This window comes from Labilibaculum euxinicum (assembly GCF_009795715.1).
Lineage (GTDB): Bacteria > Bacteroidota > Bacteroidia > Bacteroidales > Marinifilaceae > Labilibaculum > Labilibaculum euxinus.
On record NZ_WTCR01000004.1, the window covers coordinates 83336 to 104910 of the forward strand.

At 35.2% G+C, this 21575-nt stretch carries 18 protein-coding genes, 1 tRNA gene and 1 pseudogene; 13 read left to right on the plus strand and 7 right to left on the minus strand.

Translation table 11 applies throughout. The features are described 5' to 3' along the window. Window positions 1-29: 29 nt before the first annotated feature. The 7 genes from GQR60_RS05910 to GQR60_RS05940 all read left to right on the plus strand — a co-directional run bounded on the left by GQR60_RS05910 (window position 30) and on the right by GQR60_RS05940 (window position 9693). Window positions 30-1490, plus strand: coding sequence for a glycoside hydrolase family 30 protein (locus GQR60_RS05910; RefSeq protein ID WP_124992054.1), 1461 nt, complete (start codon window positions 30-32; stop codon window positions 1488-1490). A 32-nt stretch (window positions 1491-1522) separates the two neighbouring features. Further along, on the plus strand, window positions 1523-3796 hold the full coding sequence (bglX, locus tag GQR60_RS05915; RefSeq protein WP_124992055.1) for a beta-glucosidase BglX: 2274 nt from the start codon (window positions 1523-1525) through the stop codon (window positions 3794-3796). 355 nt (window positions 3797-4151) lie between these two features. Further along, the gene (gene hpf / locus GQR60_RS05920; RefSeq protein ID WP_225441357.1) at window positions 4152-4445 is read left to right on the plus strand and encodes a ribosome hibernation-promoting factor, HPF/YfiA family; all 294 of its coding nucleotides are present in this window, start codon (window positions 4152-4154) and stop codon (window positions 4443-4445) included. A 142-nt stretch (window positions 4446-4587) separates the two neighbouring features. Next, complete coding sequence (locus tag GQR60_RS05925) at window positions 4588-5136, plus strand: RNA polymerase sigma-70 factor (RefSeq protein ID WP_124992056.1); 549 nt, start codon at window positions 4588-4590, stop codon at window positions 5134-5136. Window positions 5137-5280: 144 nt separating this feature from the next. Continuing rightward, window positions 5281-6231, plus strand: coding sequence for a FecR family protein (locus GQR60_RS05930; RefSeq protein WP_160463426.1), 951 nt, complete (start codon window positions 5281-5283; stop codon window positions 6229-6231). A gap of 8 nt (window positions 6232-6239) precedes the next feature. Beyond that, a complete protein-coding gene (locus GQR60_RS05935) occupies window positions 6240-8822 on the plus strand; it encodes a TonB-dependent receptor (RefSeq protein WP_124992058.1) in 2583 nt (860 codons plus the stop codon). 4 nt (window positions 8823-8826) lie between these two features. Further along, on the plus strand, window positions 8827-9693 hold the full coding sequence (locus GQR60_RS05940; RefSeq protein ID WP_124992059.1) for a DUF4249 domain-containing protein: 867 nt from the start codon (window positions 8827-8829) through the stop codon (window positions 9691-9693). Between the two features lie 34 nt (window positions 9694-9727). Here GQR60_RS05940 and GQR60_RS05945 read toward each other — a convergent pair whose 3' ends face one another. Next, window positions 9728-10171 carry a (4Fe-4S)-binding protein gene (locus tag GQR60_RS05945; protein WP_124992060.1) on the minus strand — a complete coding sequence of 148 codons (444 nt, stop codon included), beginning with the start codon at window positions 10169-10171 and terminating at the stop codon, window positions 9728-9730. Between the two features lie 256 nt (window positions 10172-10427). On the opposite strand from GQR60_RS05945, the gene GQR60_RS05950 reads away from it, so the two are divergent. Next, window positions 10428-10500, plus strand: a tRNA-Trp gene (locus GQR60_RS05950). 76 nt (window positions 10501-10576) lie between these two features. On the opposite strand, the gene GQR60_RS05955 is transcribed toward GQR60_RS05950, so the two are convergent. The 3 genes from GQR60_RS05955 to purB all read right to left on the minus strand — a co-directional run bounded on the left by GQR60_RS05955 (window position 10577) and on the right by purB (window position 14132). Beyond that, window positions 10577-10732: a hypothetical protein gene (locus GQR60_RS05955; RefSeq protein WP_154675800.1), complete on the minus strand. Its 156-nt coding sequence runs from the start codon at window positions 10730-10732 to the stop codon at window positions 10577-10579. Window positions 10733-10863: 131 nt separating this feature from the next. Further along, window positions 10864-12690 carry an ABC transporter ATP-binding protein gene (locus GQR60_RS05960; protein ID WP_124992061.1) on the minus strand — a complete coding sequence of 609 codons (1827 nt, stop codon included), beginning with the start codon at window positions 12688-12690 and terminating at the stop codon, window positions 10864-10866. A 104-nt stretch (window positions 12691-12794) separates the two neighbouring features. Next, window positions 12795-14132 carry an adenylosuccinate lyase gene (gene purB, locus GQR60_RS05965; protein WP_124992062.1) on the minus strand — a complete coding sequence of 446 codons (1338 nt, stop codon included), beginning with the start codon at window positions 14130-14132 and terminating at the stop codon, window positions 12795-12797. Window positions 14133-14301: 169 nt separating this feature from the next. Here purB and GQR60_RS05970 point away from each other — a divergent pair, with 169 nt between their 5' ends. From GQR60_RS05970 to GQR60_RS05985, 5 genes and pseudogenes are all read left to right on the plus strand, one after another. Beyond that, window positions 14302-15108 carry an EI24 domain-containing protein gene (locus tag GQR60_RS05970; RefSeq protein WP_124992063.1) on the plus strand — a complete coding sequence of 269 codons (807 nt, stop codon included), beginning with the start codon at window positions 14302-14304 and terminating at the stop codon, window positions 15106-15108. Between the two features lie 157 nt (window positions 15109-15265). Then, window positions 15266-15901: pseudogene (locus GQR60_RS20485) on the plus strand (NfeD family protein); the annotation flags it as partial. A gap of 51 nt (window positions 15902-15952) precedes the next feature. Then, the gene (locus GQR60_RS20375; protein WP_442358282.1) at window positions 15953-16645 is read left to right on the plus strand and encodes an NfeD family protein; all 693 of its coding nucleotides are present in this window, start codon (window positions 15953-15955) and stop codon (window positions 16643-16645) included. Further along, window positions 16626-17051 carry a GNAT family N-acetyltransferase gene (locus GQR60_RS05980; protein WP_160463427.1) on the plus strand — a complete coding sequence of 142 codons (426 nt, stop codon included), beginning with the start codon at window positions 16626-16628 and terminating at the stop codon, window positions 17049-17051. Before GQR60_RS20375 ends, GQR60_RS05980 begins: the two co-directional genes overlap by 20 nt. Window positions 17052-17168: 117 nt before the next feature. Then, window positions 17169-18038 carry a class I SAM-dependent methyltransferase gene (locus tag GQR60_RS05985; protein WP_124992066.1) on the plus strand — a complete coding sequence of 290 codons (870 nt, stop codon included), beginning with the start codon at window positions 17169-17171 and terminating at the stop codon, window positions 18036-18038. A gap of 70 nt (window positions 18039-18108) precedes the next feature. Here GQR60_RS05985 and GQR60_RS05990 read toward each other — a convergent pair whose 3' ends face one another. The 3 genes from GQR60_RS05990 to GQR60_RS06000 form a co-directional block, all read right to left on the minus strand. Further along, entirely contained in the window at window positions 18109-19905 is a 1797-nt protein-coding gene (locus GQR60_RS05990; RefSeq protein ID WP_124992067.1) for an AMP-dependent synthetase/ligase, read from the minus strand. A 234-nt stretch (window positions 19906-20139) separates the two neighbouring features. Beyond that, window positions 20140-20751 carry a fumarylacetoacetate hydrolase family protein gene (locus GQR60_RS05995; RefSeq protein ID WP_124992068.1) on the minus strand — a complete coding sequence of 204 codons (612 nt, stop codon included), beginning with the start codon at window positions 20749-20751 and terminating at the stop codon, window positions 20140-20142. Window positions 20752-20761: 10 nt separating this feature from the next. Continuing rightward, the gene (locus tag GQR60_RS06000; protein WP_124992069.1) at window positions 20762-21529 is read right to left on the minus strand and encodes a 3'-5' exonuclease; all 768 of its coding nucleotides are present in this window, start codon (window positions 21527-21529) and stop codon (window positions 20762-20764) included. Window positions 21530-21575: the final 46 nt, after the last annotated feature.

The window sequence follows — 21575 nt, forward strand, 5'->3', positions numbered from 1 at the left end:
TAATTCATTAGAACATAGAAAAAAAGACTATGAAAAGATTTATCCCCATTATAGCAATTGCCTTAACAGCATGCTCGCAACCAAACAAGAACGAGAAAACCAATTTTACTAAAGGGTTTATTGCTGAAGGAAAAACGGCAACTGTAATTACTACTGCCAAGGATACAGATCTTAGATTAACTAAAACAGGACAAGTAGAATTTATTAAAACCAAACAAGCTCAGGAAACTGAAAATTCTGTTTTTGTTAATCCAAACAATACATTTCAAACATTTATCGGAATAGGTGGAGCCATTACCGATGCATCTGCCGAAGTATTTGCAAAACTTTCAGAAGAAAAACAAAAAGAACTGATTACAGCCTACTATGGCAAAAAAGGAAATGCTTATTCCTTAATTCGTACGTCTATTCACAGCTGCGATTTTAGTAGCGGCAGCTTCACATATATCGAAGAAGGAGACAAAAATTTAGAAACCTTCTCAATTGATCACGACAGACAATATCGTTTGCCAATGATTAAACAAGCAATTGCAAAAGCCGGAGGTTCCATTCTATTTTATGCAAGTCCATGGAGCCCGCCAGCATTCATGAAAGACAATAACAACATGCTTCAGGGAGGTAAATTGCTTCCTGAATATTACGATACCTGGGCCAGATACTACGCCAAATTCATTAATGCATACGAAAAGGAAGGCATTCCTGTTTGGGGAATAACAATCCAAAACGAACCCATGGCGGTTCAACGCTGGGAATCTTGCATTTACACTGCAGAAGAAGAAAGAGATTTCCTAAAAAACCATTTAGGTCCAATATTAGAACAAGAAGGACTTGGTGATAAAAATATTGTAGTTTGGGATCACAACAGAGATTTAATCACACACAGGGCAAATACCATTTTCGATGATCCTGAAGCAGCCAAGTATGCCTGGGGAATCGGTTTTCATTGGTATGAAACCTGGAGAGGTGGCGAACCTATGTTCGACAACGTACAGAAAATACAAGAAGCCTATCCAGATAAAAAACTACTTTTTACCGAAGGTTGTAACGAAGCATTCGATTCTTCAAAGTATCAGTATTGGCCAAATGCAGAACGATATGGTCGTTCAATAATTAATGACTTTAATCGGGGAACCGTTGGTTGGACTGACTGGAACATTCTATTGGATGAAACCGGAGGTCCAAATCATGTTGGAAATTTATGTTTCTCCCCTATTCATGCAGATACTAGAACAGACAGCTTAATTTACACCCCATCGTATTACTACTTGGGACATTTCTCAAAATATATCCGCCCGGGAGCAAAAAGGGTAAGTACTGTTACAAGTTCCAGCTTTCTTCAAAGCACGTCATTTATAAACGAAGATGGTAAAATGGCAACAATTGTGATGAACAGTTCAGAAAAAACTATGAGTTACAAATTATATATTGGAACCAATATTGCAACATCAATTGAAATTCCGGCAAGAGCCATACAAACCATTATATTTTAATCAAATAAAATTCCATATAAAATACTACAATAATGATTAAAAAAGTAAATCTGGTCATCATCTCATTACTTGTGCTTTTATCCTGTAATCAAGAGAAAAACCCCCAATCTAAAGAAGATGAATTTGTGTCTGAACTTCTCGGTAAAATGACTCTTTCTGAGAAAATAGGACAATTAAACCAACACACAAGCCGATGGGAAATGACAGGACCTGCTCCAAAAAATAATAACTCTCAGGATCAACTGGAACAAATAAAGAATGGTGAAGTTGGAGCCATGCTAAATGTTACAGGAGCAGATGCTACTCTTAATGCCCAAAAATTAGCCGTTGAAAACAGCCGCTTAGGCATTCCTATGATTTTTGGATACGATGTAATTCACGGTTATCAAACCATGTTCCCAATTCCTTTAGCTGAAGCCTCTTCCTGGGATCCTGAAATCGTTAAACTATCAGCACAAGTTGCTGCGAAAGAAGCTTCTGCTGCCGGCTTACAATGGACTTTTGCTCCCATGATGGATGTGGGTAGAGATGCACGTTGGGGAAGAGTAATGGAAGGTTGCGGAGAAGATCCTTATTTAGCAAGTGTTTTATCTGTAGCTCGTATTAAAGGATTTCAAGGAATTGATTTATCGGCAAACAATACCATTGCTGCCTGTGCAAAACACTTTGCCGGTTATGGATTCTCCGAGTCAGGAAGAGATTACAATACTGTTGATATTGGATCCTATACACTTCACAATATTGTTTTACCACCCTTTAAAGCGGTAGCTGAAGCCGGTGTTTCTACTTTCATGAATTCATTCAATATTATAAATGGAACGCCCTCTACAGCAAACCCATATCTTCAACGCAACTTACTAAAAAACAAATGGAATTTTAAAGGATTTGTTGTTTCCGACTGGGGAAGCATTGAAGAAATATCAAATCACGGAGCTGCCGAAAATCTAAAAGAGGCTGGCCTGCTTGCAATTAAAGCAGGTTCGGATATGGACATGGAGTCCAATGCCTACAGCAAATATCTTAACGAACTTGTAGATGAAGGCAAAGTAGATGAAAAGCTGATTGATGATGCAGTTAAACGCATTTTAAAAATTAAGTACAAACTAGGCTTGTTCAATGATCCATATCAATACTCTAATATTGAACGTGAAAAAAGAGAAATCTACAGCAAAGAAAATAGGGCTGCTTCCCGAAACGTAGCCCGTCACTCAATGGTACTTCTTAAAAATAAGGCTCAGTTACTTCCTTTGTCGAAACAAATAAAGTCGATTGCCCTTATTGGCCCGCTGGCCGACAGTAAGGATATCCCTCTGGGAAGTTGGAGAGCAAAAGCTATTAAAAACTCGGCAGTATCCCTACTGGAAGGAATTCAATCAGCCGTGTCTGCAAAAACGAAAATAAACTACAGTAAAGGCTGTAATCTAACGATTGGAGATAGAAATTTTCTTCAGGAGCTCTCTTATGAACAAAATGACAAATCAGGATTTCAGGATGCAATAAAAGCAGCACAGAATTCAGAAGTCGTAATTATGGCTCTTGGAGAAGATTGCTGGCAATCCGGCGAAGGCAGGAGTCAAACAGACATTCGTTTAAAAGGACTGCAACAGGACTTATTTAATGCTGTAAAAAAAGTAAACAAGAACATTGTTGTTGTATTAATGAATGGCCGGCCTCTTGCCATTCCCGAAATAGCTGAAAATGCAGATGCTGTTCTGGAAACATGGTTTGGTGGTTCCGAAGCAGGAAATGCAATTGCAGATGTTCTTTTTGGAGATTACAATCCATCAGGTAAATTAACCATGTCGTTCCCAAGAAATGTAGGCCAATGTCCTATTTACTACAATCACATGAACACAGGCAGACCTACTTCTACGAATAATGTATTTTGGTCGCACTATACCGATGCACCAAATACACCATTATATCCATTTGGTTATGGTTTAAGCTACACCACATTTGCCTACGGGGAAGCAACAATCAATTCCGGTGAAATAAAAAAGGATGAAACCATTGAGATTAAAATCTCGCTTGCCAATACAGGAAAATATGAAGGTGAAGAAGTTGTTCAGCTATACATTCAGGATCCTAAAGCAACCTATGCCCGTCCGGTTAAAGAACTAAAACAATTCAAAAAAATCAAGTTAAAACCAGACGAAAATATAATGGTATCATTCACATTAAAACCTGAAGACCTGGGATATTATTCCCCAGAAGGAGAATTCCTGATAGAATCGGGGGAATATCACATTTATGTTGGTGGAAATTCGCAAGAAGTTCGGCAAGTTAATTTTACACTTATAGATTAGTTAATATTAGTTGATTTTAAAAGGGCGGAAAACAATCCTGTTTTTCGCCTTTTTCTGTAAAAAACAAACTCCTTTTGATAAATTGGAACAATAGAATTTTAAAAGTTAAATTTTCAATAAAAATTATACACCTTATCCTTAAGCTATTGTGAAATTAAAATTGTTAAAGACATTTAAATTCATCTTTTTCATTTCTTTTCCTTAGTTTTTTTGCGTATTTTCAATCTAGAAAGATTAATCATTTATGGCTTTAAAAGTCATTAACGCGCGAATAACAAGAACCGGTTTATATTTAACAGAATATTAACTTGTGCAATAAGTTGCATATTAAAATATAGGAGGAATTGTGATGAACATGAAAATGCAATCCGTAGGTTTTAAGGCAGATAGCAAATTAGAAGCTTTTATTAACCAAAAATTTAAGAAACTTGAAAAGTTGGAAAGTACAATTACTGGTTACGATATAATACTTAATGTTGACAAATCAAGTACAAAAGACAATAAAGTAGTTGAAGTGAAAATTAAAGTTCCTGGAAGTGAGCTTTTTGCAAAAAAGAAAAGCACCTCGTTTGAAGAAGCTGCCGACTTAGTTTCAGAAGCTTTACGAACTCAAATATTAAAATACAAAGAAGTAAAAGCCAGCAAATAAAATATCAACCCTCTGCATTCGCAGAGGGTTTTCTTTTTCCCCTTCCCCAGACTCATCCCGTCATCAAAACCCATCCCAAAAACATAAAAAATCTTTAATACAAAATTATTTTTCTATTTTTGATTTTTAAAACGGAGATATTATGCTTGCGCTTTCTAAAACAAAAACGAATCTTGATTTTGAAAAAACATTCAAAGAGTTATATTCTCCATTGTGCAATTTTGCCTACTCCTTCCTTTCTGACCATGATTTATGCGAAGATCTGGTACAAGATGTTTTCCTGAAAATATGGGATAAGTCTCCTGATATTAACACTTCCATATCGTCTTACCTATACCAAGCTGTTAAAAATTCCTGCTTTGACCATATGAGAAAAAGTTATAAGCAGTCAATTATTCCAATTGAAGAAATTGAAGATCCTATTGATTCCCCTTATGAATTAAACCGCGAAAAAGACCTGACAGCTTTAAACAAAAAAATTGAAAAAGCGATCAATTCACTCCCTCCAAAATGCAAAGAGATTTTCTTGCTTCGTCGTAATTTTCAAATGTCTTATAATGAAATATCAATTGAATTGAATATCTCGAAAAAGACCATTGAAAATCATATGAATTCAGCAATTAAAAAGTTGAGAACTCAATTAAGCAAGTCCGATTTTCTAATCTATTTTTTCTTTCTCGAAAAAAAATAAAAAAAAATCACTTTTCAACTAGGGGTAAAATGCATAATCATTGTCTTACCAATAGAGTTTAAACAAAACACCTTACATTTTGTAGAAACTCTGACAACTAAAATTGCAATTTTTTTGTTTCGAATGCCAATAATATCATGCGCCATGAAGGTAAACACCGAAATATTAACCGATTATTTAAATGAAAAATGTGACGACAAAACAAAGCAAAAGCTAGAAATATGGCTAAATAAAGATCCTGATAATCAGAAGTATCTTAATGAGCTAAAGATATATTGGGATGCGAAAGAATCCATAACTGCAAAAATCGAATTCGATTCAGAAGCAGGATTTCAAAATTTATTAGCAAAAAAATCAAAAATAAAATCACAATATCTAAAAAGAACACTTCGGTATGCTGCCCTTTTAGTTGCTTTTATTTCAACCAGTTTGTTCGGATATCTTTTTATTGCTCCTGAAAATTCAAACTTAATTGTTTCGAACATGGAACAAACTGAAAAAACTTTGGTACTTCCTGATGGTACATCCATTATTCTTGCAGAAGGATCCAGAATTGAATATCCAAATCATTTTTCGAAGAGTGAAAGACTCGTTACTTTAATGGGAGAAGCTTTTTTTAATGTTGCCAAAAACAAAGAAAAACCTTTTATTATTTTATCTGGGCAAACCCGAACAATGGTAGTTGGCACATCTTTTAGAATAAAAGAAGAAATTGACAGAACAACGATAAAAGTTCGGACTGGAATTGTGGAGTTTATGGAAAAAGGAAATCCGAAAAATAAAACCAGATTACTGAAAGGTGATTGTGCGCAATTTGTAAACAATCAAAAAGTGGTTCTAAAAAGGGATTCTGAATCTAATGAAATTGATTTTACTGTAAAGCTATTAAAATATAATAACGAGAGGTTGGAAGTTGTTTGCAAAGATTTAAGCGAACTTTTTAATACCACAATTCAGATCCAAAGTGTACCAAAATCTCAACTTTCGCTTTCTGCGGTATTTGAGGATGAAAATCTGGAAAGCATAATAAAATCTCTTTGCTTCACTCTTAATCTCGAATCCGAACAAAAAGAAAATATAATCCTACTAAAGTAAATTAATAAATGAAGCACATCATTCTTACCCTTAGCTGCATAATAATGTTGCTGGGGAGTACAAATCTATTGTCACAAAATAGAATCAATAATATTATAAAAACAGAAAAGAATTCCTATACATTAAATGAATTAATGAACCTGATAAAGACTCAATCCGGATACAATTACACGTATCCAACAGATAGTGATCTCAGTCAGAAAACAATTAATCTGGGTAAAAAGGAATATGCACTGGATCTTCTGTTAGACAAAATATCTCTTCAATTGCAACTTAAATACAGGATAATTGAGAAGCAGATATCATTTAAAACTATACAAAAAAAAACAGTAACCATTAGTGGATATATTCGTGATAAGAAAACGGGTGAAGACTTAATTGGAGCCGCATGTTACATTAAGGAATTAGCAAGTGGAACAGTTAGTAATGTGTACGGGTTTTATTCGCTCAGTATCCCTTCCGGGAAATACACGGTTAGCTATTCCTTTTTAGGCAACAAAACAGAAGAATCGATTATCGAAATTGAAGAAGATAAAGTTTTAACTGTTGAATTAGATAATGAAAGTCAGCAAATAAATGAAGTTGTGATAACCGGAGAAGGTGCTGCCAAAAACATCAAGCGGAATGAAATGAGCGTTGTAAAACTTCCTGTTTCAACGGTAAAAAAACTTCCTGCACTAATGGGTGAAGTTGATTTAATCAAAGCCATTCAAATGCTTCCCGGCGTAAAACCTGCGGCCGAAGGAGGAACTGGATTTAGCGTTCGTGGAGGAAATCCGGATCAAAATTTGATTCTTTTGGATGAAGCTCCCGTTTACAACGCTTCTCATCTTTTAGGTTTCTTTTCCATTTTTAATAACGATGCCATCAGCGATTTAAAACTCTACAAGGGAGATATTCCTGCAAACATAGGAGGCCGGTTATCCTCTTTTTTAGATATCAGAATGAAAAATGGAAATTCTAAAAAATTCTCTGGAAGCGGTGGAATAGGAACTATTTCGTCGCGCTTAACTTTGGAAGGACCAATTGGAAAAAATGATAAAACATCATTCATTTTAAGTGGCCGAAGAAGTTATTTGGATCTATTTCTTCGTCTTTCTTCAAATGAAGATGTAAATGACAACATCGTGTATTTTTACGATTTAAACGCTAAAATTAATCATCGGATTAATAGTAAGAATCGAATATTTATTTCGACCTATTTTGGGAAAGACAAGTTTAAAAACAACGATAACCAACTTTCGTTTGGAAATCAAACCTTAACTCTTAGGTGGAATCATTTATTTTCAAACAAACTATTCTCAAACACGTCTCTACTTTGGAGCAAATACAATTATGAATTGTCTAATAGCAGTGGAGCTAATGCCTTTATGTGGGATTCTAAACTTGAAGATTTGTCCGTAAAGCAAGATTTCAATTACTTTTTAAATTCAAACAACACAATCAAATTCGGAGGAATATTCACCTACCATAAATTTGAACCTGGTTATGCACACGGAATTGGGGAGGAATCTTTTATATCAGAATACAAGGTTAATAATTCGAATGCATTGGAAGAAGCCCTGTTCGTTTCTAACGAACAAAAAATAGGAGAACGATTAACATTAAAATATGGAATACGTTTTTCGATGTTTAATAATATTGGAAAAGGTACCGTTTATGATTTTAATAACAATTATGAAGTTACTGATTCTACAATTTACAAATCAGGAAATATATATAACACATATACCAACTGGGAACCACGACTTGGAGCAAAATATTCTTTAAATGAGGTTTCTTCTGTTAAAATGAGCTATTCCAGAACCTCACAATACATGCAGCTTGCTCAGAATTCTTCAGGGGGAATGCCTTTGGATGTTTGGTTTCCCTCTTCGCCTAATGTTAAACCACAAAAATCAGATCAATATGCCATAGGATATTTCCGAAACTTCAAAGACAACGCAATAGAAACATCAGTGGAGCTGTACTATAAAAAAATGAAAAACACTGTTGATTTTAAAGATTTTGCCAATCTGCTCTTAAACAAAGAATTGGAAGGCGAATTACGATTTGGTTCCTCTGAAGCTTACGGTATAGAATTTATGGCACAGCTTAATTTAAATCGTCTGGATGGATGGTTTGGGTATACCTATGCAAGCACCAAACGAACTGTTGCAGGTATTAATAAAGGCAACACCTATCGCTCACCCTACGACGTACCTCATGATATTAAGGCTGCCCTAAGTTATCAATTAACGAAAAGAACAAGCATCTCTGCTAATTTTACCTATTCAACAGGGAAACCAATAACCTTCCCAACAGGACGGGCAGAATATCAAGGTGCATTTATAAAAATATATTCGGATAGAAATTCCTACCGTTTGCCGGATTATCACCGAATGGATTTGGCTTTAACCGTTAAGAATAAGAAAAAACCAAATAGAAAATGGGAAGGAGAATGGAACTTTTCCTTATACAATGCCTACGGAAGAAAAAATCCTTGGGTTGTAAATTTCGTTCAGGATGAAAATGATCCTAAAAAGATTTATGCAGAAAAAACATATCTGTTCACTTTTGTTCCTTCAGTGACCTATAATTTTAAATTTTAAAATAATGAAACGAATAATATATCTTATCACATCTATATTAATACTAAGCTCTTGCACCGAGAAGATGGATGTAGAATTAGACAGCACTTCTACCCGCTTATGTGTTGAAGCCAAAATCACAAATGATTTCAAAAAGCATTTCGTGAAATTAAGTGAATCGAGCGACGTATTCTTTAACAAAGAAGCAATACCTGTTACTAAAGCGAATATAAAAGTCAGCGATGGCACATCCGATTATCTTTATGAAGAAACAAGCCGGGGATATTACGAAAGCGTTACCAAATTTTCGGGAATACCAGGCACAACATACTCTTTATCAATATCCAATATTGATATCGATCAGAATGGTGAAAAGGAAATATACCAAGCTCAATCCGTGATGCCATTCCCATATGATGTTGATTCAATTAAGATGAATTACGACAAAAGATACATGAATGACAATGGTGATAGAAAAGCATATTGGCTTCTTTCCTTGTATTTACAAGATGATATCGAAACAGAAAATTATTATGGTTTTGCCTGCCAAATTAATAATATATTGGTAAAAGATACCATAACTGAAGTTGTGATAGCCGAAGACACTTTCTTTAATGGAGGCGATTCAAAAGGTGTTGACGTTGGATTTTTCGATCAGGAAAAACCCGACGAAATAATTTATGATAATGACAAAATTACTTTAGAAACTTATGCTATGACTGAAGACTATTTTGACTTTGTTAATGAATTTCAAACTATGGACCAAAAACAAACGCCCATGTTTTCAGGTCCGCCTGCCAACATAAGAAGCAATATTTCGAATGATGCAGTTGGCTTTTTTGCCGTTTATTCCATCACACGCAATTCCATCACGGTTAAAACTGAACAATAAATTTAAAGAGCACCAAAGGTGCTCTTTTCTTTTTTTATTCTTTAAACCCGATGTCCTTATGGGAGCCATCGCAAAATGGTTTACTTTTAGAAGAACCGCAACGGCAAAAGTAGCAAGCATTTGCCATTACTTTTCTCTGTCCATCTGAACCAACAAGAGTTATTGGTCCTTCCATCATAATAGGACCATCTTTAAATACTTCTACTTTGTGCCCGGCTTCAATTGCTTTAACCGGACCTTTTTCACCGTCTTCACGATCGGGACTATTCATATAAAAAGACAACGCTCTGGACGGACATTTTTGCACCTGTTTAATGATCTCTTCAGTACCAGCTCCTTTTGCTTTAACCCAAGGTCTTGTCCCCGGCTGAAAAACATCTGGCAATCCTTTAGAACAAACACCGGAATGAATACATAAATCAGATTCGTACACTACTGTAACCACTCCATTGGAATATTCTTTTTTCGTTTTTATCATGGCTCATTAATTTTGATGTTTTTTACTTCACCTATTAATTTACTACATTTTCATGAATATTATTAAATTATTTTCCAACAAATAAAATTACTCCTTCAACAGCAATCATCTCATTCTGAAACCCCTGCAAAACCAAAGGAAAGTTTCATCTGTGAAAAAATAAATCCAGATAAAAAAAGGACTTGCACATCAAAAAAAATATCCTACTTTTGTCGCAGACTTTTCGGGAAAACATTTTTGAAAAGACTAATTACAGACGGGTGTAGCTCAGTTGGTAGAGCACTGGTCTCCAAAACCAGGTGTCGGGAGTTCGAGTCTCTCCACCCGTGCAAAAACCTTTCTAATTATTTAGGAAGGTTTTTTATTTTATAAAAAAAGCGACCATTTCTGATCGCTTTTCACTTTTTATAAATTATCCTTTAAGTAATACTTTTCATTTGCATCCATCTCTACAATTCCTTCTCTCAATTTATAGTTTGGAATCTCTCTTTTTGATTTTTTTGAATGAAATCTTTTTTTCTTCTCCTTTTGGGGCTGAATTGATCTAATAGTTTTCGACATAACTTTAAATTTTAAAAAACTAAGTGTTTACTATTATTTGTTTTCTACGCAAAAAAATAAAATAAGTGACAAAAAAAAGATGAACCACTTAATTGATTCATCCTTCTTATTATTTTTTCAGAATTGAATACCTACAAAAGCTGCATATCATACAATTTTTTATACGTACCATTTTTTGCAATAAGCTCTTCATGTTTGCCACGTTCAACAATCTCTCCTTCATGAAAAACACAAATCAAATCGGCATTTTTAACTGTTGACAAGCGGTGAGCAATTACAACTGAAGTACGATTCTGCATCAATTTATCCAAAGCATCCTGCACTAAACGTTCCGATTCCGTATCCAAAGCCGAAGTAGCTTCATCCAAAATCATAATAGGAGGATTTTTAAGAACCGCTCTGGCAATACTCAACCTCTGACGCTGACCACCGGAAAGTTTACCGCCACGATCTCCAATATTAGTATAATAACCATCTTCAGTTGCTGTAATAAAATCATGAGCATTAGCAATTTTTGCTGCCGCTTCCACTTCTTCCAGTGTGGCACTTTCTACACCAAAAGCAATATTATTGAAAATAGTATCATTAAACAAAATGGATTCCTGATTCACATTTCCCATCAAGTTTCTCAAATCCTTCATTTTATAATCCCGAATATCAGTACCATCCACAAAAATACCACCTTTGTTTACATCGTAAAACCGTGGTAATAAATCCGCAAATGTAGTTTTACCTGAACCTGATTGACCGACCAATGCTACTGTTTTCCCTTTTGGTATAGTAACACTAACCTCTTTCAAAACATTACGTTCTCCATTGTAAGAAAAAGATACATCCCTGTATTCAATTAATTCCTGAAAAACGCCAACACTTTTTGCGTTCTCCTTTTCTGTAATTGTCGATTTGGCATCCAATAATTGATCGATACGATCCATTGCTGCCAATCCCTTTTGAATACTATAAGCAGCCTTTGAAAATTGCTTTGCAGGGTTAATCACAGAATAAAACATAGCCAAATAGGCAATAAAGGCAGACGCATTCAAATTACCTGTACCATTAAGAATTAATCGTCCTCCGTACCATAAAACAATTACAATCACCATCGTTCCCAAAAGTTCACTTAAAGGATGAGCCAGAACGTAACGTCTCATCATGCTATTCATGATCTTTCGGTAATCATTACTCTCAACCATAAACCGATCGTTCATTTTATCCTCAGCATTGAATGCTTTGATGATCCGAAGGCCGGATAAAGTTTCTTCAATCGTAGAAAGAATATCACCCATTTTATCCTGTCCTGACCGTGAACTTTTCTTCAAATTCCGGCCAACTCTACCTATTATAAACCCAGCTATAGGTAGTAATATAAAAACAAAAAGAGTAAGTTGAGGGCTCATAATAATCATTCCCACAAGGTAGACCATAATAATAACCGGGTTCTTAAAAAACATGTCTATTGAACTCATAATAGAGTTTTCAACCTCAGATACATCACCTGTTGAACGGGACATAATATCACCTTTCTTTTCATCTGTAAAATAAGGCAATGGCAAATTCACAATCTTACTATAGATAATCTGACGCATATCACGCACTACGCCATTTCGAATGCTTACACTATGATAAGATCCTAAAAATGCAAAAGCAACCTTAAACAAAACAATAACCAAAAGAACAAGCCCAACAAACATCAAGGAAGCATCGGTACCATAATTCTGAGTCAATAAATAAGTATAATAGTAAAAATTATTGGTTAAGGCATCTGTAGTAAACTCCCATGCAACTTTTTCAGTTACAGGGTCTCCTGAAATACCAAATATGATATTCAGTACGGGAATCATTACTCCAAATGAAAATGCACCAAACAAAGCAGATAGCAAGTTATAAAAAAACATCATTCCCAAATCCAATCGATAAGGAGGCAAGAATCGTTTAAGAACCTTAATAAAATTTTTCATCAAGTAATTAGTGTGTAAAAATTATCAATAAGCTGTAAAAAAACAAGGCTGTAAAAGTACAACTCTTACAGCCTATTTACAAAGTATTAACAAGATTTAATATTTTAGATTCCTGTGTAATTCGCAGGACTAATTGCCTTTAATTCAACCTTTAAACTATCATCAATTTCCAAAGTGTCAATGAACTCAGCAATACTTTCTTTTGTTATATGACTATTGGTACGGGTTAAAGCTTTTAATGCTTCGTAAGGATTTGGATATCCTTCGCGACGAAGAATGGTTTGGACTGCCTCGGCAACAACCGCCCAGTTCGCATCCAAATCGGCCTGAAACGCTTCTTTCGAAATAATCAATTTATCCAAACCTTTTAATAAAGATTTAAAGGCAATAATAGTATGAGCAAAAGGAACTCCGATGTTTCTTAAAACAGTAGAATCTGTTAAATCGCGTTGCAATCTGGATATTGGTAATTTTGCCGATAAATGCTCAAAAGTAGCATTTGCCAATCCAAGATTTCCTTCCGAATTTTCAAAATCGATTGGGTTAACCTTATGAGGCATAGCCGATGATCCTACTTCACCCTCTTTAATTTTTTGTTTGAAATAATTCATGGATACATAAGTCCAAAAATCACGATTCAAATCAATCAAAACGGTATTAATTCGTTTTAGATTATCGAAAATAGCTCCCATATTGTCATAATTGGAAATCTGCGTAGTGAATTCCTCACGTTCCAATTTCAAAATATCATTTACAAAATGGTTCCCAAATTCTTTCCAGTCGGTTTTAGGATATGCTACATGATGAGCATTAAAGTTACCGGTAGCCCCACCAAATTTAGCCGAACATGGAACACTTTTCAAGAGATCCAACTGCTTCTTTAAACGATATACGTATACCTGAATTTCTTTTCCCAAACGAGTTGGAGATGCCGGCTGACCATGAGTACGGGCCAACATTGAAATTTCTTTCCAATCATCAGAAAGACTGTCCAGTTTATTAATCAATTCGTCTAAAAGAGGATAATATACATCATGCACAGCATCGCGCAATGAATACGGTGTTGCTGTATTATTAATATCCTGAGAAGTTAATCCGAAGTGAATAAACTCTTTGTATTTATGAAGATTTAAAGCATCAAATTTTTCCTTAATAAAGTACTCAACAGCTTTAACATCATGATTTGTTACGCTTTCAATATCTTTAACTTTTTGCGCATCTTCAACTGTAAAATCGAGATATAAACTACGCAAATCTGCAAATAAATCCTTATCGAAATCTTTTAATTGCGGAAGAGGAACCTCACATAAAGCAATAAAATATTCTACTTCTACCAAAACTCTGTATCGCACCAAAGCATATTCCGAAAAATACTCTCCTAAAACGTCTACCTTATCACGGTAACGTCCGTCAACCGGCGAAATTGCTGTCAAACTCTGCATTTCAAAAAAATTAAATGTCAATAATGGTTATTTAGAAGCCCAAAGGTAATTAAAAGCGATGAGTCGCGAAAGTTTTCAGAGAATGATCTGATGAAACAATGAATCTTATATTTCGCATTTTATCGATAAATGTTATTTTTGTTAAGTCACTTAACTTAAAAAAGAATCAATGAAATTCATTACAGATTTCAGCTTTGGCTTACGAACTTACACCGAAGCCATTCAATATATTTTCAGAAAACGATTGGCTTGGTTTTTCATATTCCCAATTCTTCTCAATATCATTTTATTTTGGGTTGGCTGGGATTACATTGGTGATTTGGCTCAACAATCGCAAACCTATCTTGAAGGATGGTTGGATTTAAAAAATGCTGAATTTTGGGGTTCCGGTTTCTTAAAAGCGACCCTTGGGGGATTTATTTGGGTAATATTCAAATTATTATTCTTTTTGATATTCGCATATTTTGGAGGCTATATCATCATCATTCTTATGTCACCTGTATTCTCCTATTTATCAGAACGAACAGAAAAAATAAAAACAGGAAATGACTATCCATTTGAAATAAAACAATTTCTAAAAGACATTGTACGCGGCGTTTTTATTGCTGTTCGAAACTTGCTAATAGAACTGGCTTTAACGATACTCATGTTTATTTTAAGTTTTATTCCGATAATAGGTTGGATTGCAGCTATATTCCTGTTTTTTATTTCAGCGTATTTCTACGGATTTTCATTTCTGGATTATGCAATTGAACGCAAAAAAATGAGCATTACACAAAGTGTTCTGTTCATGAGAGAAAACAAAGGAATCGTAATTGCCAATGGTTTTATTTTTTCACTCTGCCTGATCGTTCCATTTTGCGGCGTTTCTTTTTCAAGTTTTGCAGCTATTATTTCAGTTGTTGCAGGAACTTTAGCAGTAAATGAAATTTGGGATGATGACAAATACCTAAATAGAAAATCAAACAAAATTTAAACTTAATTGCTATCTTACATATAAGTTCAAATTCCTCCTGTTAATTGTCAGGCTTAGGTTTTGAATACAATCAGACACAGTAAAAACAAATGCAAACATGAATAACATTCGTCGCTTTCTTCTTATCATTTTTTCTTTATCGCTGACTTTCCAACTTATGGCAAATCAGCCTGCTGACAGTATTCCGGAAATTAACAAAACACAGGTTTACAAGTTTGATATTAAACAGGAGATTGGGCCTGCCGCCTGGAGACAGACAAAAGATGCACTTCAGGAAGCCGTTGAATGGAATGCTGATATCGTTCTTATTCATATGAATACCTACGGCGGTACGGTGATTCATGCAGATTCAATTCGAACGGCCATTTTAAACAGCAAGATTCCTGTTTATGTTTTTATTGATAACAATGCAGCATCTGCCGGAGCTCTTATTTCCATTGCCTGCGATAGTATTTACATGAGAACCGGAGCCAATATTGGAGCGGCAACTGTTGTAAATCAAACAGGTGCGGCAATGCCCGACAAATATCAATCGTACATGCGATCGACAATGCGTGCAACAGCCGAATCGCATGGCAAAGACACATTAATTCAAAAAGGTGACACAATCTACAAATGGCGAAGAGATCCGTTAATTGCTGAAGCGATGGTTGATCCCCGAACTTATATTGAAAATGTGATTGACACTGGAAAAGTTTTAACTTTCACTCCAGCTGAAGCAATTAAAAACGGATACTGCGAAGGAATTGCAAATAGTGTGGAAGAAGTCCTTGCTAAGGCTGGAATAAAAGAATATACGGTTAAAAAATATGAGCCAACGGGAATTGAAAAAATGATTGATTTCATGATTAATCCTATTTTACAAGGTATCTTAATCATGATTATTATTGGAGGAATTTATTTTGAGTTACAAACTCCGGGAATCGGATTTCCGATACTGGCATCCGCAATTGCAGCGGTTCTCTACTTCTCGCCCCTTTATTTGGAAGGAATGGCCGAAAACTGGGAAATTCTTTTATTTGTGGCCGGTGTCATTCTCCTCGCTCTGGAAATATTTGTTATTCCAGGCTTTGGTGTTGCTGGTATTTCCGGAATCATTCTCATCATTACCGGCCTAGCTTTAAGTTTGGTTGACAATGTTGCTTTTGATTTTGAACCTCGTCACATAAGAGCTTTGCTTGGTGCAATTATGCTGGTTGTCTTTTCTATGCTAGCCTCGATACTGGGATCAATTTATGCTAGCAAAAGGCTGTTTGCCTCCAATTCCTTTTTAGGACATTTAGCTCTTGGCACAATAGAAAAATCAGAAGATGGTTACGTTAGTGTTGATATGAAAGGCAAATCATTAATAGGGAAAACAGGAACCGTTCTTAGCGTTCTTCGTCCTTCGGGCAAAGTATTTATCGAAAATCAAATTTACGATGCTAAATCGGAGGACGGTTTTATAGACAAAGACACACTTATAGAAGTAATCCGTTTTGAATCCGGTCAGGTATATGTTATAAAAAAAGAAGATGATGAGCTCAATCAAGCTTAGGAATTATAAATCAGACGATTACCAGTCCGTTCTTAAGTTATGGGAAATAACCAATTTGGGAGGTGAAGAACGTGACGACAATGCAGAAACAATCGAGATAAGCTTATTGCACGGAGGCAAATTCTGGATTCTTGAAGATTCCAAAACCCGAAAACTGATTGGTTCTTGTTGGGTCACAAATGATTCCAGACGATTGTATCTGCATCATGTGGGAATTCATCCTGAATATCAACAAAAAGGATACGGGAAACTTCTCACAGGAACAGCATTAGCGCATGCTAAAAGCTTAAACATGCAAATTAAACTGGAGGTTCATCATTCAAACAAAACAGCGCTAAACATTTATAAAAAACTAGGATTTAAATTCCTTAAAGGATACGAAGTAATGATTAAACGAAAGCATTAAAAATAAAATCACGCATAACACTCTTTAAAATAGACTGATTTAACTTCTGTTTTTAGTATTTCAGGAATTAAAAGAGTAAAATTGCAACAAAATCAGTAATATATTTTTTAGAAAACTATGACTTTAATTTCACCCAAGGGGTTAATCGATTTCTCCCTTCTTGAAAAGATTACCAAGAAACCTAAACTGTTTGCAAAAGACGATGGGAATTTTTGGCAAGACCCATACGTTTCGGAGCATCTGCTAAATGCTCATCTTGACGATGAATCGGATCAGGGTTCCAGAAAATATCAGGACATACTGCAATCTGTACTTTGGCTGAGCGAATACCTGAAACTTCCGGAAGATAGTAAATTACTTGATTTGGGCTGTGGCCCCGGTTTGTACAGCGAAAATTTCTATGGACAGGGTTTTGCTGTAACTGGAATTGATTTCTCGCAGAGTTCTATTGATTATGCAAAAGAACAAGCTGAGGAATTTAATTATCGTATTAAATACATCTGCAAGGACTATATGGAAATGGATTACAAAGAAGAATTCGATGTAATCACTCTCATTTACGGCGATTTATGCGTGTTATCTCATGATGACAGAAGCTTACTCCTGCAAAAAGTTAAAAAAGCATTAAAACCAAGAGGTTACTTGATTTTTGATGTATTCACAAAGCATTATTTCGAGAATGAAGAACCAGACCAATCGTGGTACATTAGCAAAGAAGATGGATTTTGGAGTGAGGAAGAACACCTTTTGTTACAATCTCATTACAAATACAAGAAAGATAAGGTTAGATTGGATAAGTACACGCTGATTTTAAAAAACGGCGAAATCCGGACTCATAACATATGGAAACATTATTTTTCACTGGAACGAGCTATCTCTATGATAAAAGAAAGTGGATTTAGTGTGAAAGATTACTGGTCGGATCTTCAAGGAGAACCTTTCGAGGAAAACAGTCCATGGATTGGATTTGTTGCACAAAAAACGTGATGAGCAAAACAAAAAAACTCCGTCAGAAAATTAATTCTGCCGGAGTTTACTAAATAAACTGGTGGGTTTATTATTCTTTATACATCTTATCAATAAGATGTTTGTATTTCTCCTGAATTACTTTTCGTTTCAATTTCAGCGTTGAAGTTATCTCTCCAGCCTCGATTGAAAACTCTTTCGGTAATAAAGTAAATTTTTTTATCTTCTCGAAACGCGAGAATTCTTTTTGCATTTCCTCAAAACGTTTTTCAAAAAACTCTATTATTTGAGAATTACCCAATAACTCTTCAATAGTTTCAAATCCAATATTATTCTGAATTGCATATTTTTGGAGAGGTTCCATTGCCGGAACTGCCAAAGCAGTTACATATTGTCTGCAATCACCAATTACAGCTATTTGCTCAATAAACTGATCGTTAACCAAGGTTTTTTCCAGCTTTTGAGGAGCAACATATTTTCCTCCCGAAGTTTTCATCAAATCTTTAATCCGATCGGTGATGGTTACAGCACCATTTTCATCAATTCTACCTGCATCACCAGTACAAAACCAACCATCCTTTATTACTTCAGCAGTAGCTTCAGGTTTCTTGTAATATCCCCGCATAACACCAGGTCCTTTCACTAAAATTTCATCGTTATCACCAATTTTAATCTCAGTTCCAACAATTATACGTCCTGTTGTGTTAAAATCTATGTACTTATCACCATACAAACATACAGTTGCCATGGTTTCGGTTAAGCCATATCCCATTTTTACATTTAAACCTGCAGCATGAAAATATTCAATAATATTTGAATCTAACGGAGCTCCGCCACAAGGCATAAAATTTATTCTGCCACCAAATATATCACGAAGTTTCCTCAGAACTAATTGATCAGCAAGCTTATGCTTGAAATTCAAACCAGCTGGAACTTTCTTCTCAAACAGGAGGTATTCATTATAATATTTACCGCCAATTTTAATCGCCCAATTCATTAAAGATCTCTTTACAGCTGAAGCCCCTTTACTTTTCTCCTGAATGGCCGCATAAATCTTCTCGTAAATTCGGGGAACCGTACACATTAGAGTAGGTTTCACTTCTTTCATCGCATCACCAATCTTTTTAGGATCAAGATTGAAATAAATTTCTATTCCACGATGAAAACAGAAGAAACACCAAATTCGTTCATAAACATGGCTTAAAGGCAAAAAACTAAGAGAAACATCTTTATCAGATACATTCAATTCCTTATCATGTGAGACCAGTACACTTGAAATATTGTTGTGATCGATCATTACTCCCTTTGGTTCTCCTGTTGTTCCCGAAGTATATATCAGAGTAGCAAGATCATCTAATTCTGCTCTTCCAAACCGTTCTTCAAAAGCAGCACCATTCATAGCATTCTTTCCATAAATCAAGAACTCATCCCAATGCATTGATCTTTCAAAATCGGACAATACAATATCCTTATCAAAAGCAACAATCATTTTAACATGAGGAACTGTCTTAATTAATTCCACTGCGCGATCATACTGCTCTTGTTCTCCAACAAAAATAACCTGCGTTTCAGAATCTTCAATGATATATTTTGCTTCTGCTGTTGAATTCGTTGGATAGATTGGAACAGTTACACCCCGCACACACATAATTGCCAAATCGGCCGTAATCCACTCCGGCATATTTTGTGAGAATATAGCAACCATTTGCTTTTCCTCAACACCCATTTTTATCAGCGCTTTTGATATTTGCCGAATTTCCAATCCAAATTCAGTCCAGGTTACACCAACCCATTCCCCACTTTTTTCATCCTTATAGTGCATCGCAATTCGATCTGAATATTTTTCAATACGATCTCGAATTAATTTGCCCCAATGTTGATATTCCATAAAAGTTATTTAGTTGTGATATTGGCGCAAAGATAGTGATGTTTCCTTACTATTAAAAGGTTTTCGAAAGCAAAGCCAATAAGCTAAAGTGTTAAATATCATAGAAATAGAACATCCCTCAAACAAAACATCATCAAAGTAGTTACCTCTCAACAGGTTATAAGAAAACGACCGTAAACATAAGTGTTCCGGTCGTTCCATATATTTAAATAAAGAAATAATACAGTATTTTACTTAGCGAATGCTAAAATCCATCATTTTCTCCCCTTCCAGCTCAGCAATCAGATGATCGCCGATTTTAACCGGGCCCACACCTTCCGGTGTTCCTGTATATATCAGATCTCCGATTTTCAGCGTGAAATATTGTGACAAATACGAGATCAGATAATCAATTGAAAAAATCATATTTGAAGTATTACCTGTCTGCACCCTATTCCCATTGATATCCAAATGGAAATTCAACTGATTAACATCCCTGAACTTATCTTTCGATATAAATTTACTGATTGGCGCAGCACCATCAAATGCCTTTGCTTTTTCCCATGGCAAGCCTTCCTTTTTACATTCAGCTTGAATATCCCGGGCGGTAAAATCAATGCCCAATCCGATTTCATCATAATACCGATGAGCAAATTCCAAAGGTATATTCTTACCTACTCTACAAATTTTCACCACCACTTCCACCTCATGGTGAATGTCTTTTGAAAAGTCAGGATAGTAAAAATCATTATTGTTTTTTAAAAGTGCAGAATCGGGCATCGAAAACACCACAGGCTCTTCAGGAACCGGATTATTAAGCTCCTTAGCATGATTTTCGTAATTTCTTCCTATTGCTAAAATTTTCATCAATAATCTATTACTTATTAAACCCTCTCAATTTAATCTCTGTAAGTACTTTTTTGGTGTACAATGGGAAATCACTATTCATCACCCAACCGTAATAACCAGGTTGATCAGCCAATACTTTTTCTACAGCCACACCTTTATTTTTTCCAAAATTAAACATTTCAATCCCATTTTCATCCTTGATAATAAAACCGGCGAAATCAACATTATTATTCTGAGATGAATATTTAGACAAATAATCGATATCATTTTCAAGATTGTCGTACTTGTCTAACTGTGATTTTAAAACCTCATAAGTCGCTTTTGTATCTGCCTCGGCACCGTGTGCTCCTTCTAGTTCTTTATTGCAATAAAATTTATAGGCTGCAACAAGTGTGCGTTGTTCCATTTTATGAAAAATAGTCTGTACATCCACAAACTTTCTTTTTTTCATATCGAAATCAATATCTGCACGTAAGAACTCCTCTGCCAGTAACGGAAAATCAAATCGATTGGAATTGTATCCAGCCAAATCGCACCCTTCCAAATATTTTGCAATAGTTTTACCTACTTCTTTAAACAATGGTTCGTTTTTAACATCCTCATCAGTTATGCCATGAATAGCACTTGACTGTGCCGGAATTGGCATTCCCGGATTTACCCGAAAGGTCTTCACCTCTTCATCACCATTGGGATTCACTTTTACAATACACATTTCTACAATACGATCTTTCGCAACATTAATTCCTGTGGTTTCAAGGTCGATAAAGGCAATTGGATTCTTTAAATTCAAATTCATGGGATTCTTATGAAATTTAGCTTGTGTAACAAAAATATAAAACCCA